General features: G+C 55.4%; 11 protein-coding genes. 5 read left to right on the top strand and 6 right to left on the bottom strand.

The features are described 5' to 3' along the window. Window position 1: 1 nt before the first annotated feature. From ACZ495_RS05230 to ACZ495_RS05240, 3 genes are all read right to left on the bottom strand, one after another. Complete coding sequence (locus ACZ495_RS05230) at window positions 2-1,207, bottom strand: ammonium transporter (protein ID WP_464262766.1); 1,206 nt, start codon at window positions 1,205-1,207, stop codon at window positions 2-4. Window positions 1,208-1,966: 759 nt separating this feature from the next. Next, on the bottom strand, window positions 1,967-3,535 hold the full coding sequence (locus ACZ495_RS05235) for a sigma-54 interaction domain-containing protein (protein ID WP_012624775.1): 1,569 nt from the start codon (window positions 3,533-3,535) through the stop codon (window positions 1,967-1,969). 364 nt (window positions 3,536-3,899) lie between these two features. Continuing rightward, the gene (locus ACZ495_RS05240) at window positions 3,900-5,234 is read right to left on the bottom strand and encodes a UDP-glucose dehydrogenase family protein (RefSeq protein WP_464262767.1); all 1,335 of its coding nucleotides are present in this window, start codon (window positions 5,232-5,234) and stop codon (window positions 3,900-3,902) included. Between the two features lie 173 nt (window positions 5,235-5,407). Here ACZ495_RS05240 and ACZ495_RS05245 point away from each other — a divergent pair, with 173 nt between their 5' ends. The 5 genes from ACZ495_RS05245 (at window position 5,408) to ACZ495_RS05265 (ending at window position 10,468) form a co-directional block, all read left to right on the top strand. Further along, entirely contained in the window at window positions 5,408-5,782 is a 375-nt protein-coding gene (locus tag ACZ495_RS05245) for a holo-[acyl-carrier-protein] synthase (RefSeq protein ID WP_012624773.1), read from the top strand. Further along, window positions 5,782-7,443 (top strand): NAD(P)H-hydrate dehydratase, encoded by a 1,662-nt coding sequence (locus tag ACZ495_RS05250; RefSeq protein WP_464262768.1) that lies wholly within the window; start codon window positions 5,782-5,784, stop codon window positions 7,441-7,443. The genes ACZ495_RS05245 and ACZ495_RS05250 overlap by 1 nt, the downstream gene beginning before the upstream one ends. Continuing rightward, window positions 7,431-7,916, top strand: coding sequence for a tRNA (adenosine(37)-N6)-threonylcarbamoyltransferase complex ATPase subunit type 1 TsaE (gene tsaE / locus ACZ495_RS05255; RefSeq protein WP_012624771.1), 486 nt, complete (start codon window positions 7,431-7,433; stop codon window positions 7,914-7,916). The genes ACZ495_RS05250 and tsaE overlap by 13 nt, the downstream gene beginning before the upstream one ends. Before the next feature lie 71 nt (window positions 7,917-7,987). Further along, window positions 7,988-9,211: an aspartate kinase gene (locus tag ACZ495_RS05260; RefSeq protein ID WP_072312074.1), complete on the top strand. Its 1,224-nt coding sequence runs from the start codon at window positions 7,988-7,990 to the stop codon at window positions 9,209-9,211. 69 nt (window positions 9,212-9,280) lie between these two features. Further along, window positions 9,281-10,468: an HD-GYP domain-containing protein gene (locus ACZ495_RS05265; protein ID WP_012624769.1), complete on the top strand. Its 1,188-nt coding sequence runs from the start codon at window positions 9,281-9,283 to the stop codon at window positions 10,466-10,468. Between the two features lie 339 nt (window positions 10,469-10,807). Here ACZ495_RS05265 and ACZ495_RS05270 read toward each other — a convergent pair whose 3' ends face one another. From ACZ495_RS05270 to ettA, 3 genes are all read right to left on the bottom strand, one after another. Further along, on the bottom strand, window positions 10,808-11,461 hold the full coding sequence (locus ACZ495_RS05270) for an HAD family hydrolase (protein ID WP_072312064.1): 654 nt from the start codon (window positions 11,459-11,461) through the stop codon (window positions 10,808-10,810). Window positions 11,462-11,562: 101 nt separating this feature from the next. After that, a complete protein-coding gene (locus ACZ495_RS05275) occupies window positions 11,563-13,173 on the bottom strand; it encodes a DUF4139 domain-containing protein (RefSeq protein WP_464262769.1) in 1,611 nt (536 codons plus the stop codon). Between the two features lie 55 nt (window positions 13,174-13,228). Continuing rightward, on the bottom strand, window positions 13,229-14,911 hold the full coding sequence (gene ettA / locus ACZ495_RS05280; RefSeq protein WP_012624766.1) for an energy-dependent translational throttle protein EttA: 1,683 nt from the start codon (window positions 14,909-14,911) through the stop codon (window positions 13,229-13,231). Window positions 14,912-15,076 lie beyond the last annotated feature (165 nt).

Here is a 15,076-nt window from a genome sequence, read left to right on the forward strand (position 1 = left end):
ATTACAGATTATAACCGCGCTCATTGTGTTCGCCGAGGTCAAGGCCGCTGTACTCTTCCTCGGGGGCAACCCGCAATCCGACCATTGCGCCCACCAGACGGACAATGATGCGCGTGGCAACATAAACAAAAGCCCAGGTACCTGCGATGGATGCAAGCTGTATCCAGACCTGGCCGGGATTTCCGTAAAAAAGACCGTCCACGCCATTGACTGCCGCGCTGGCGAACAAACCTGTAGCCAGTGCGCCCCAGGTTCCGCCGAGGCCGTGTATGCCCACGACGTCAAGGGCATCGTCATAACCGAACCGGCTCTTCAGCAATACACCGCCGTAGCAGACCATTCCGCCGATAAAGCCTATGAGCATGGCTGGCAGCACATCCACAAAACCAGCGCCCGGGGTAATAGCCACAAGCCCTGCCAGAGCGCCGGAGATTGCTCCCAGGCTGGTAGGCTTGCCCGTATGCTTCCATTCAACAATTATCCAGCCAAGAATGCCGCATGCCGCCGCCATATGCGTTGTCACCAGCGCCTGCCCCGCAAGGGTTCCTGCGGCCAGCGCGCTGCCGGCGTTAAAGCCGAACCAGCCGAACCAGAGGATACCGCCACCGAGAAGCGTCAGCGGCAGATTATGGGGAACATGCCGTGAGCCGGTTGAAATCCTGGGACCCAAGGCTTGGGCGCAGGCAAGCGCGGCGGCTCCCGAAGACATGTGCACCACAGCGCCACCGGCAAAATCCAGTGCGCCCATCCGGCCCATCCAGCCTCCGCCCCACACCCAGTGAGCCACAGGAGCGTACACAAGAACCAGCCACAAAGCAGAGAAAAGCAGCATGGCAGAAAAACGCATACGTTCTGCGTACGCTCCTGAAATCAAGGCTACCGTGAGCACGGCAAACATACATTGAAAGCCCATAAAAACCGTATGCGGCAGCTGCGGCGCCATAGGGGCGGGATTGCCGTTCACCCCGTCAAGCAGAGCAAATCTGAAATTGCCCACAAGTCCGCCCATATCGTCGCCAAAGGCCAGTGTGTAGCCCACAAGCGCCCAAAGGACGGAAACAAGCCCAAGGCAGGCGTAGCTATACATATGGGTGGAAAGAACATTGCGGGCGCGGACCAAGCCACCATAAAACAGGGCCAAAGCCGGAATCATGAGCATGACCATGGTGGCGCAGATAATGACAAAGGCAGTATCAGGGGCATTCATAGGGCGTCCTTGATCATTACGCACAAGGTGTGCGTGTTGCTGAATCTCTTCAGCGGACCGGCGCCGGATCCGCAGCGACGATACAATATCGTTGCCTGCCTCCATAAAAGCACTATCTGTGCCAAGACGGGCGTTGCTTTTTGAGCACGTGTAACTTTTTATATTAATTAGTATTTACATGAAGCAAAGACGATAACTTCCATTTCTTGGCGTGCATGATTGATTATTTTTTACATTTATGTAGGAAAGATCAGGATTATTGACAGGGGAAAAAGCTTTCTTGACCACAAATTAATAAAGTAAAATTATATCAGTATATTATATTTTTATACATTTTGGTGGCTTTTTATGAATGATCTGTGTTCCCATCCCTAAAAAATGTGACAATTCATCTTAATTAAAGAATTTTTAACAAAATGAGCCGGAAAAATAATAAGAGCATAAAACAACATAAGTGTAGTTTTATGCTCTTGATGGCATCTCAATCACGCGGGAAACAGCGTAACGTGCCAATGCAGGTAATCAACCCGTAATATATGGCAAAAGCAGGCCAAAAAACATGCAGGCACATCAGCTGCCCTTCCCAGACGTACATGCTCCAGTGCGCATACAAATGAAGGTCAAAGGCGGCAGAGAGATACATTACGCCCCTCTGCTCTGAGACAACTCTTGCTCTTTGAACAGAGCCGTGGATCGGGGTATTTTTTTTGATCTGCAGCAGCAAAACCGCCCCAAAAGTAATGACGGGGCTGCAACAGGCTATGAACGGTTATGCCTGGGACGGAATTCCTTATAATTGATCTCATATTTTTTCATGCGTAACGCCATGATACGCTCTGTCAGGCCAAGGCTCGCAGCGGCCTTGCCCATTTGGCCCTGGCTGAATTCCAGAGCTTCGACTATGGAAGCCCGTTCAAGCTCATCCAGCTGATCCTGCAGGCTGCCGGAAAATCCTGGGCGCGCTGCACAGGCGCTCTCTCCGCTTATACCGGCGCAGTGTGCTCCATGCAAAGCCGGGGGCAGGTGTTGCGGCAAAACAAGGCCTTCACGGCCCAAAAGCAGTACCGCCCTTTCCATGACATTTTCCAGTTCGCGAATGTTGCCCGGCCATGCGTAACGTTGCAGCATATCCATCACAGACAAAGAAAGACGTACGTTTTCCCGTCCATTGGCCTGAGCAAATTTTCTGATAAAATGGTTGGCAAGCGGAAGTATATCTTCAGGCCGCCCCCGCAGCGGAGGCAGATAGATGGGAAACACGTTCAGCCGGTAAAAAAGGTCGCGCCGGAAGCTTTCCTTGGCAACCATGTGTTCAAGATTCCTGTTGGTGGCAGTGATAAAACGTACGTCCACATAATGGGTTTCCATTCCGCCCAGGCGCTCAAAGGCACGCTCCTGCAAGACACGCAAAAGCTTGGCCTGGGTCATGAGAGACAGCTCGCCCACTTCATCAAGAAACAGTGTGCCGCCGTGGGCCAGTTCAAACCGTCCCTTGCGCGTGGCGCTGGCCCCGGTAAAAGCCCCGCGCTCATGACCAAACAGTTCGCTCTCTATCAGATTTTCCGGCAAGGCCGCACAATTGAGAGAAATAAATGGCTTACCGGCACGGGCGCTGCCTGAGTGAATGGCACGGGCGGCAAGCTCTTTACCCGTACCCGACTCACCCTGAAGAAATACCGTTGTTACTGAGGGAGCCACCTGGGCTATCTGGGCATAGACTTTTTGCATCCCCTCGGAATTGCCTACAAACCCTCTGGGGCGCAGGGGGGAGGACGTTTCTTCGTCCATGCGCCCCTGAGTTTCCAGCGCGGCATGCCCAAGAAGCGTGGATACTATGGTCAGAAGGCGCATTTCATCTTCAAGGGTAGCTTCATCCACTAACAGATGATCCACAGAAAGCGCGCCCACAACCTGATCATTGAGACGAATGGGCACACATATAAAGGAAATGCCTTCCTTGCTCAAATCGCGTGAACGGGTACGGTTAAGAAACAGCGGTTCTTCAGATACATTGGAGATGTACATGGGGCGGCCGCTTTCAATAACTCTGCCCGTGATGCCTTCACCGCGCACGTAACGGCCGCGCCGTAGTTCAGCAGGTTTCAGGCCGTAGCCCGCCTCTGTTCGTATCTCGCCAGTATGCGGCGAGATGAGGGTAATGGCCCCGCGCATCATGTGCAGTTGCCTGGCCATGAGCTTTAACGCCTTATCCAGAGCCTGAGTCAAATCTGTCGTGAAATTCATGATCTGCGCAAGCTCATATAAAAGGCTGAGCTGCTGCTCGTGATGATTTTTTACACTATCATGAACAGGATCTGTCTGCTGCATAGTTTCTTGCCCGAATAAAATAGGGTTGTTCACTCTGAAAGGTATACTTCAGCAGCGCCGGGCATGCAATGTGTTGTCGCCCCTGAAACAGGGCTGACTACAGGATGCACGTACCCAGGGGCAGCAATGTCCATCGTGCCGCTCGTGCCAGGTGTGTCCATGCTTGGATAAAAAACCTGCCAAGCAGGCAGGGCTTCAGACAAAACTATCCTGCAGCAGGCTGGTGCTGCACCGTATTGACAGGCCAACGCCATATACAGCACGACGGCGACCATCTTTACATATACAAAAAGGGGGGTGAACGTGATTCGTTCACCCCCCTTGGCGTACTGCAAGGCCATTGCAATCCGGCGCAGCTTATAAGCTAAACGCTTGCCCGGCCGATGCAAAAATAGGCAAAGCCGCGCTCGGCCATGGCGGAAGGAGAGTACAGGTTACGCCCATCGAACAGCAGAGGCGCCGTCAGCAGCCCGCGTACTTTTTCAAAGTCGGGATTGCGGAACTGGTTCCATTCCGTCACAACCATAAGGCCCTGTGCGCCCTGGCAGGCCGCGTACTGGTCATCCACGATCTCTACCAGCTTGTTATCCGCAAAGATACTACGGGCATTGTCAGCGGCAACGGGGTCAAATGCACGAATTTTCATGCCTTTGGCCGTCAGCTCATTGATAATGGTAATGGCGGCGGCTTCACGCATATCATCGGTGTTGGCCTTGAAGGCCAGTCCCCACATGGTCAGGGTTTTGCCTGCCACGCCTCCCTGCGGCGCAAAGTATTCTTCCACCCGGGCAGCCATATATTTTTTCTGTCTGGCATTGACGGCCTCAACCGCGTTGAGCAGCCTCGGCTCGACCCCCGCGTTTTCCGCAGTGCGGATAAGCGCCTTTACGTCCTTGGGAAAGCACGAGCCGCCGTACCCCACGCCGGGGTAGATGAACTGATAGCCGATACGGGAATCCGAGCCGATGCCCGTGCGCACATCACGCACATCCGCGCCCACCTGTTCGCAGATGGTGGCAATTTCATTGATAAATGAAATTTTCGTGGCAAGCATGCAGTTGGCCGCGTACTTGGTCATTTCCGCACTGCGCACGCCCATAACAATGATTTTATCCCGGGTGCGGGCAAACGGTGAGTAAAGCTCACGCATAAGGGTAGCGGCCTTCTCCGAATCCGTACCGATGACCACGCGGTCAGGCTTCATAAAGTCGGCAATGGCATCGCCTTCTTTAAGAAACTCTGGATTGGAAACCACATCCACATGCAAATCCACGCCACGATTTTTCAATTCCTTGTCAATGAGGCCGCGCACTTCGTCCGCAGTTCCCACAGGTACAGTGGACTTATCCACAACTACCATGTCTTTCTGCATGTACTGGCCGATTTCTCTGGCAACCTGCCGGACAAAGCTCAAGTCGCACGAGCCGTCAGGTTGCGGCGGCGTGCCTACACAAATAAAGGCACAATCAGCCTGGGCAATGCCTTCTTCAAGCCTGGTAGTGAAGGTCAGCCGCCCGTCTGCGCGACTGTGGCGCACCATCGGCTCAAGGCCGGGTTCAAATATATGCACAGATCCCGCATTCAGCTTTTTTACCACTTCGGGATTCACATCAACGCACGTTACGGTATTGCCCATTTCCGCAAAGCAGGCGGCGCTGACCAGACCAACATAGCCGGTGCCGATAATGCACAATTTCATATATGACGTTCTCCTGCGTCCTGACCTGGCTGCGCCCTTGACGTTACAGCCAGGAACGGGTCAAAATAGTTTTCCGAATGGCCGCATATACGACATTTTTTTTCATTGGGCAACCAGCCCTTTAGGGGGTATTCCCCTGAAATATACTTTTTTTCACAACGGAGCGATGACGCATGATTGTCGGCTTGGGTGTTGATATTGTTGAGCTTGCGCGCATAGAAAAAAGCCTCACACGCTTCGGACGCCGCTTTGCCGAAAAAGTTCTCAGCCCCGAAGAGATGGCCGCAATGCCCACTCTGACCGTCAATTACATAGCCGGGCGTTTTGCGGTCAAGGAGGCCGCCGTGAAAGCATTGGGAACGGGTTTCAGCCAGGGGATCGGTCCCACTCTTGTGGAAACAGTAGCAACTTCCGGCGGCAAACCGCAACTGCGCCTGCATGGGGCCGCCCTGCAATGCGCCCGGGATCTGGGCGTGACCTCTTGCCATGTATCGATCAGCCATGACCGCTCATCTGCCGTGGCCGTGGTAGTTCTGGAGGCGTTATAATGCCCGCTCCTGCCTGCCCCCCACCCTTTTTCCCTCCCCTGCCCCTGCCTGAAGAAATGCGTGCCTGGGACAAGGGCGCGGCAGACCTCGGCCTGCCCGAAATCCTGCTTATGGAAAATGCTGCGCGGGCTGCACTGCATCTCCTGCGCCGCTACTGCCCGGACCTTGCGGGAAAAAGCATATGGCTTTTCATGGGCAGCGGCAACAACGGCGGCGATGCCGTCTGCCTTGCGCGCCACCTTGTTGATGCCCACGCCCGTCCTGTGGTCCTCCACGCAAAGCCCCTGCGCCACTGCAAGGGCGCGTGCGCCAGACACGTCGCCATTGCCAGGGCTTCGGGCGTGCCTTTTTTTCCGCTACGCTGGAACAGGGGCAAGTGGCGGCTCCCCCCGGATCACCTGCCCCATATTATTATTGACGGCATCATGGGAACGGGCTTCAGCGGTTTGCTGCGCCCACAAACACAGGCCCTTATTGAAACCGTCAACAGCCTTGCCCCACAGCGGCTGGTGCTGGCGCTCGATATTCCTTCAGGGCTGAATGCGCGCACGGGGCAACCGCAACCTGAAGCTGTGCGGGCCACGGCCACCGCAAGCTTCGTCGCGGGCAAACCGGGACTGGCCCTTCCCTGCGCACGCCCCTGGTCAGGCCGGGTGCACGTATGTGACATCGGCCTACCGTCCATAGTACGCCGCAACGCCCCCTGCTCGGCATATCTTATTGATGCGCGTTGCATTGGGCAACCTGGCTCTCCTGCCAGCCTGCCTGAAAACAGTTTCAAAAACACATATGGGCATGTACTTGTCCTTGGCGGCGCGTCAGGATATGCCGGAGCGGCGCACTTGGCCTCCCGCGCATCCTTAAGAGCTGGAGCCGGCCTTGTAACAGCAGCGGCCCCTGCCGGAGCAGCAGCCGACATCAGGTGCGGCTGGCCTGAAATAATGACGCTTGCCCTGAAAGACAGCGATCACGATTGGCCCACAAGCATTCCAGACTCCCTTGCCGCCCTGCTGCAACGCAGCAGCGCTCTGGTAGTAGGCCCTGGCCTGGGCCGTGGCCGGGATGCCGCCGCCTTTTTACGCGCCCTGATGATGCTTCGCCGCCCTCCTACGGTTTTTGACGCAGACGCCCTGGCCGTAATGGCACAGGAGCGTGACCTCCTGGACGCAGTGCAGGAAGAAGACATCCTCACACCCCACCCCGGTGAAGCCGCCATGCTCCTGGGGCTCTCCGCCCAGGCGGTGCAGGCTGACAGATGGGCTGCGCTGGACGGACTCTGTTCGCTCAACCGTGGAGTCAACATCCTTAAAGGAGCCGGAACTCTGGTGCGGCAAAAGGAAAGCCCTACCGGCATTTGCCCATATGACGTGCCGCAGTTGGCCATAGGCGGTTCGGGCGATGTACTGGCAGGTTGCCTGGGCGGCCTGCTGGCCTCAAAGCCGGGTTTCACATATAGTTCCAATCCGGAACACGCCTTTCCCGGAGGGCCGTCCCTTATCGTGGCCGGACAAGGTGTGGCCCTGCACGCCCTGGCCGGGCGCTCACTTGCCCATCAGTGGCCCGTGCGCGGCAATACGGCCGCAGCCATCGCGGATGCCCTGCCTCATGTTTTTCACACCATCAGCCAAGACCAGGAAGATGACCTTGCATGGCCCAGATAACTCTTGCCACCCTTGATGATACCCGCTGTTTTGCCGACCTGCTCGTGCGCGCCCTGGAAAACGCTCCCGAAGTGAAAACCCTTTTGCTGCGCGGAGATCTCGGCAGCGGCAAAACAACGCTGACACGCTTTATGGTTCTGGGTTTACCCGGCGGCACAGAGGCAGAGGTCGCCAGCCCCTCTTTTACTCTGTGCAACCATTATCCCACAGTGCCGCCCGTACTGCACTGCGACCTTTACCGCTGCCCGGGATCCTTGCCCGAAGACCTGCTGGAAGCTCTTGATAACCTGCGTACTTTAATTATAATTGAATGGGCAGAGTTTCTGCCGGATCAGGAGCGGCCGGAAGAATATCTGGACATCGCCTTGAAGGCATGCGAAGAAGGTCACTTATTGACGCTGCAAGCCTCCGGCTTTAAGGCCGAGGCCCTGTTGCGCCATTTGTGCGAGCAATGGACTGTAAGCAAAGTCTGAACGCGACAGAACTGCGTTCGCGCAATTGGCCTGTTGTACACTGTGAAGGATTGTGGGCAATGGATACAGGCATGAAAATTTTGGTGCAAAAGTTTGGCGGCACGTCGGTAGCCAAGCTTGAATCTATGAAGCAGGTGCGGGAAAAGGTTCTGCACGGTCTGGAAAAGGGCTATAAGGTTATAGCCGTACTGTCGGCCAGAGCCGGCGAAACCAACCAGCTTCTTGCTCTGGCCGGCGAATGGTCGGGCACCCCCGACAGTGCGGAATGCGATGCCCTTGTGGCCACCGGCGAACAGGTTTCCATCAGCCTGTTCACCATGCTGCTCAAGGATGCCGGCATTCGCGCCCGGTCTTTGCTGGGCTGGCAGATTCCCATTACAACCGATGATGATTTTGGCCGCGCGCGTATTCTTTCCATCAACAGCAAGGCCTTGTATGGCTTTCTGAAAGATCATGACGTGCTGGTAGTTGCAGGTTTTCAGGGCTGTACTGAAAACGGCCGTATCACGACTCTCGGACGGGGTGGATCAGACACTTCGGCAGTGGCTCTTGCTGCGGCCATGGGTTCCGCCGAATGCGAAATCTACACAGATGTGGATGGCGTTTACACCACAGACCCCAACATCTGCTCCACCGCCCGCAAAATGGACCGTGTGGCCTATGAAGAAATGCTGGAAATGGCCAGCATGGGGGCCAAGGTTCTGCACATCCGCTCAGTAGAATTTGCCAAAAAATATAAAGTTCCCGTACGGGTACGCTCCACATTCAGTAGTGATCCCGGCACTCTCGTTACTCAGGAGGATTCCACAATGGAAGCCGTTCTTGTTTCCGGCATCGCCTATGATAAAGATCAAGCCCGCGTAACCATTCGCGATCTGCCGGATGTACCGGGAATGGCCGCCGCCGTATTCGGTCCGCTTTCCGAAAAAGGCATCCTTGTTGATATGATCGTGCAGAACACGAGCCTGGATGGCCATACAGACATTACCTTTACCATCTCGCGTAAAGACCTGCAGCAAACGCTCGAAGTGATGGAAGCTGTGGCCGAAAAGACCGGTGCCTCAGAAATTCTGCACGACGTAAGTGTGGCAAAGGTGTCCGCCATCGGTGTGGGCATGCGCAACCATTCCGGAGTTGCTGCCCGCACCTTCGCTGCCCTCACTCATGAAGGCATCAATATCCTCATGATAAGCACCTCTGAAATCAAGATCACAATCCTGATTCAGGAAAAATACGTTGAACTGGCCGTCCGCATCCTGCACGATACCTTCGGGCTTGATTGGGACATCGGCTAATCCCCCTCATATTTGAAAACCCGGCCACGGTAGCATAGTACCGTGGTCGGCCATAGGGTATTTTTAGCCATGGCGTCAGTAAAAATAACTGTTGCCGACATCGTACCCGGGATGTATCTCGTCAATCCCGGCCTTTCATGGATCAAGGCCCCTCTAGTGTATATGGAAGAAGGGCTTATCACGTCACGTGAAGAGATCGACCATATTATCAGCCAGGGCTACACAGAAGCCTATCACGACCCTTCACGTTTTCGCCAGATGGATGAGCTCGTAACCGCTCAGGAAGAAGATGTCTGGCCTGATCCCAAGGCCCCCCTGGTCTCTCTGGACGAAGAAATCCCCAAAGCCACTGCAATCTATGCAGACTCTTTTGACCATGTGCGCAGCCTCATGCAGGCCGCACAAGGGGGTGCTATTGATGTTGCGGCTTCCCAGCCTTACGTAGAATCCATTGTCAACAGCCTTAACCGCAATGTGGACGCGCTTGTTTCACTGTCCAAGCTCAAAAGTTCTGACGAATATACCTTTACCCATTCGGTCAATGTGACCATTTTTGCAGTGGCCTATGCGCATTACCTTGGCCTGCCTGAAGAAAAACTTCATCTGGTGGGCATGGCCGGTCTGTTTCACGATTTTGGCAAGGCGTTCATTCCGCAGGAGATTCTCAATGCTCCGCGCAGGCTTACGCCCAACGAACAAGAGATCATGCAGTCTCATGTGATTCTGGGCTATAATCAGCTGAAAAAGGCAGACAACATGCCTCCGGAGGTTTTGCAGGCTGTTGCGCAGCACCATGAGAAGCATAACGGCACAGGATATCCCTATCGGCTGGCAGGAAAAAAGATCGGCATCTACGGACGCATTCTTTCAGTAAGCGACAACTATGACGCCCTTTCGGCCAAGCGGGTGTACAAAACCCCCATGCCGGCCAATGTTGCCCTGGCTGTCATGTACAAGATGCGCGGTCAGGCCTGGGCTCCAGGTTATGTGGAGCGCTTCATCAAGATGATGGGCATTTATCCCGTTGGTACGCCGGTACAGCTATCCAGCGGCGAACAGGGTATTGTTTGCCGCTCAAACCCCAGCTTTCCCGCACAGCCCTGCGTTATTATAGCCTTTGACCCTCTCGGCAGATCTATCAGTCCGGCATTTCTGGACCTGAGCAAAGAGCACGGACTTGAGATTGAGCGCTCCCTTACTGGGATTGATGCCGAAAAAATGGATATTACAGCGCTTTTGTCTCAGGCTTGGCAATAAGGCCATGCTCCCCGTCCTGTTTCGGCGGCCGCGCGAGCAGGCGTTCGCCGCAATGGCCGATTGCTTCAGTCCCTGCGGAGTACTTGTGGACGGAGCTTGCCAGCATGCGCCTGCCACGGTTGAACGCCGAAGAGCGCTCTTGGCGCATTTCACACTTGAAATGCCCGACAAGGATTTGGAGGCAGATCCTTGTAGCCAAATGATTGTAGGGCGGCTTTGCCGACCATCAAGTAATCATTTGAAGCGTTAACTGCTCTAAAATAGCCGGGACATAAAACCCCGCAGTACCCAGCCTGAAAAAAGCTGAGAGGCAGCACAGCCTGCTCTGCACTTTTTTCTTCAATTCCGTTGCTGCAAAAGGACCCGCAAGGATTTCACGTCAGGGCACAACCAATCGGCCCCGGCCTCTTTCAGTTCCTTTTCCGGGCCATATCCGTATAAAACCGCGGCACACGGCATCCCTACCTCATGCGCACCGGCTACATCATACTTGCGGTCCCCGACCATCAGGCAGGATGCAGAAGGAACCACACCCAGGCGATCGCAAGCGTAGCGCAATACAGCCGGCTTGTTATTACGCGGCCCACTCAGTTCTGCCCCGGCGACACACGAAAAGTAGCGTGCTATGTCAAAGTGCTCCACAATACGCAGGGCAAACGTTTCGGGCTTGGAAGTGGCAAGCGCCAGAACACGCCCCTCTTCTGCCAGATCGCGCAAAAGATCGCTTATGCCGTCATAAAGACGGTTTTCGAAAATACCCCGGTCAGTGTAATATTCTCTGTATTTACCAACGATCTTTTCCACTTTTTTCGGATCATTGGGGAAAATTTTTGAAAATGAATCGCGCAGAGGAGGCCCGATAAAAGGAATCAGGCTTTCCCGCGGTAAGGAAACACCAAAGTGTTCCAGCGCATACTGCACAGAGTTGACTATTCCATCTTCAGAATCCGTGATGGTTCCGTCCAGATCAAAAAAAACAGGGGTAAAATTCAAGAGAGCGCTCCTTTGACGGACAGCCATGCTGCCTTTTGTTGCAAAGGCCGCCCCGAATACGGGGCGGCCTTGTATCGCACGAATCAAAACCTGCACATTCCTTAAGGAATGTCGGTAAGCATCGGCATTTCTTTGGAAGACGTGATGGACACGGAGTGCTTTATTTCAGCCTTGCCATCGCCGGGCACTTCAATGTTCCACAGCAGCATGTGCTCATCGGGCACCTGCTGAGAAGCCGGTGAATCATTATAGGAAACAGACACACCCTGATCGACAATCATTGGCATGGGCCGCTCCACCCGTACGTTAATGGCGTCCTTGTGCGTATTCGTCAGCACATAGGTCCATGCCCAGGTCCAGGTACGGCTTTTTTCTATAAAACCGCTTTCGCCCCGCCGCTTGCTGTTCACGATCACGTTAACATGCACACGGGGGTCGGGACCGAAGTACAGGGTCGCCTCTCCACCGCGCGGGGTAAAAAATCCTTGTCCAACGCCCTGACCATCTACGCAGAATTCGGCTGCGCCGTCCGGCCATGACTGTTCGGACGGCAGGCTGTATTTGCCCATAAGCCACACACGGCTGTCGCCCACAATGGGGCGGGCCAGCCACTGCAAAGGCGTTTTCCACATATCTTCAACAATAAGCAGTCGCGAACGCCCTTCGGGCAGACCACGCACAGCCAGGTTCCAGCGCGCAAAAACTGCACTGCCGTCATGTACGACCGAGGGTTCTGCAGGCACAGCATCTGCCTCGACCGACAGCGCCACTGCGGCCTCCCGGGTAAAAGTCTTGCGCGCTGCGCGGGCAGGCTGGGGAACAGGGACTTGGGAATCTATCACCCATCTGCCCAGACTCGCAGGCTCACGTGGGCCTTCACCGCGTGAAATGAGGGTAAGCTGCGCGCCACTCCAGTCAATGCCGGAAAGCTGCCATATCTCGGCCATGAGCCGCACGGAAGTTTCATTGCTCTTGCCGCTGCCGGTTCTGGCATCAAAGCTGTATACAGGGCGCCAGCCGCAGTTGTTCAACTGATAGCTGTACGCCACCTTCAACTGTTTGCCGGTTACGGGTTTGCGCAGGGCGATGGTGATACGCTGTCCCATTTCAGGGCTTAGCGGCATCTGATCCAACTGCTGGCGGAGCACTGCGACCAGGCTTTCAAGGTTAGCCTGTTCAATGATCAGCTCGGGAATGGCGCTGCTCTGCTTTTTTTCTCTTTGTGTCAGGTCCTGATACGAGCTGCTGCCGGGCGGGGTTTCCCACAGGGCCAGTTGAGCCTTGACTGCGGCCAGCTTGCCGTTGACCTGATTTATTTCGGTGCTCAATTCAGCCCGCAGATGGGCCAGATGCCCTTTACGCTCCAACGCCTGGGGCGTGGAGGTCCAGCGGGCAATGGTATGACCGGGAACGCTGATCTGAAGATTTTCCGCACCACCAGGCAGCACAAAGCTCAGGATCCCCATATCGTCATTCATAACGACGGGCAGGGTTTCTTCAACCTGCACCAGCCCGCCCGAGGGGGAAAGGATAGCTGCTACCGGGCTGGCAGGAGATGCCGGGACAATGGGGGCGGAAGAGGATTTTTCCTGGGCAGCCAAGGCGCTGCCGGTTGCCATCACTGCCAGCAGCAAGGCCAGCAGGGCAGCCCTTATGCCTGAAGCGGCTGCATGTGTACGAATTCTGCTTTGTGTTTTTTCCCTTGTATGCATCTGCCCTCCGGAGCGATCAGCCCCCGCGCCGGATTGTCCGACGCGGGGGCAAGGCTCATCGTGTCAGTTTGCGGAATTTGAGGCGGTGCGGCGTATCGGCATCTTTACCGAGACGTTTTTTGCGGTCCTCCTCGTAATCCGAGTAGTTGCCTTCAACAAAGACCACATTGGCCTCGTCTTCAAAAGCCATTATGTGGGTAGCCACCCTGTCGAGAAACCAGCGGTCGTGGCTGATTACCAGCACGCAGCCCGCGAAGTTGTCGAGAGCATCCTCAAGGGCGCGCATGGTGTTGACGTCAATGTCGTTGGTGGGTTCGTCAAGCAGCAGAACGTTGGCTCCGGATTTCAGCATGCGGGCCAAATGCAGACGGTTGCGTTCGCCACCGGAAAGCACGTCCACTTTTTTCTGCTGATCGGCGCCGTGAAAATTGAAACGGGTGCAGTAGGCACGAGCATTTACTTCACGGTTGCCGAGTCTGATGGTTTCCGCACCATCGCTGATAAGCTCGTATACGGTTTTTCCGGGCGTCAGAGACTCACGCCCCTGATCCACATAGGCGAACTGCACCGTTTCTCCGACCTTGAGAGTACCGGTGTCAGGGGTTTCCTGCCCCACAAGCATCCTGAACAGAGTAGTTTTACCCGCGCCGTTGGGACCGACAATACCCACAATCGCCCCAGGAGGAATCAGCGCGTTGGCGCCGTCCATGAGCATCCTGTCGCCCATGGATTTGCCGAGGCCGCTGAGTTCAACAACGCTTTTGCCAAGGCGCGGTCCCGGGGGAATATAGATTTCAAGGTCAGGCGCACGCTTTTCACTTTCATGAGAAAGCATGGCCTCGTAAGCATTAAGACGGGCCTTACCTTTGGCATGGCGCCCCTTGGGTGACATGCGCACCCACTCCAGTTCACGCTGAAGGGTTTTCTGCCTTTCAGCTTCGCTGCGCTCCTCATTGGCAAGGCGCTTCTGCTTCTGCTCGAGCCAGGAGGAATAGTTGCCCTTCCAGGGAATGCCCCGGCCACGGTCAAGCTCAAGGATCCATCCGGCCACGTTGTCAAGAAAATAGCGGTCGTGCGTGACTGCGATAACTGTACCGGGGAATGTGGAGAGATACCGCTCAAGCCAGGCTACCGACTCCGCATCCAGATGGTTGGTAGGTTCGTCAAGCAACAGGATGTCGGGATTCTGCAGCAACAGGCGGCACAAGGCCACACGGCGGCGCTCCCCGCCTGAAATCTGCTGCACTGGCATATCGCCGGGGGGGCAGCGCAGGGCGTCCATGGCCATTTCAAGCCGCGAATCCAGGTCCCATATGTTTTTGGCATCCATGAGTTCCTGTACTTCAGCCTGTCGCGTGATGAGCGCGTCCATCTCGTCGGGTTCCATTGGTTCGGCAAATTTGGCGTTGATTTCTTCAAACTGCCGGGCAATGGCCGTGAGTTCGCTCACGCCGTCTTCAACCACCTCGCGCACAGTGCGCGTTTCGTGGGCAAGCGGTTCCTGCTCCAGATAGCCGATGGTATAGCCAGGGGCCAGAACGGTCTTGCCGTCAAAGGACTGGTCCACACCGGCCAGAATTCTCAGCAGGCTGGATTTACCCGCGCCGTTCAAACCAAGCACGCCAATTTTGGCTCCGTAGAAATAGGAGAGGGAAATGTCTTTCAGCACTTCCTTCTGCCCGTGGCGCTTGGTCACGCGGATCATGGAATAAATGATCTTGTCCGGTTCGTTGCTCATGATGCTCCTCAAAATTTGGTGACGTTTTCGCCTTGGCAAAGGTGCGGTGCGAAAACGCGCGCCAAATGGGCGCGCTCCTAAAGAGACAGAGTATCTGCTTGGAGCAGCTTTTTCAAGTGAGACGCAGGCCGAACATTTGCCACGCAGGCCATGCTGATGACTTCC

The organism is Desulfovibrio sp. GTC20076, from assembly GCF_055385905.1.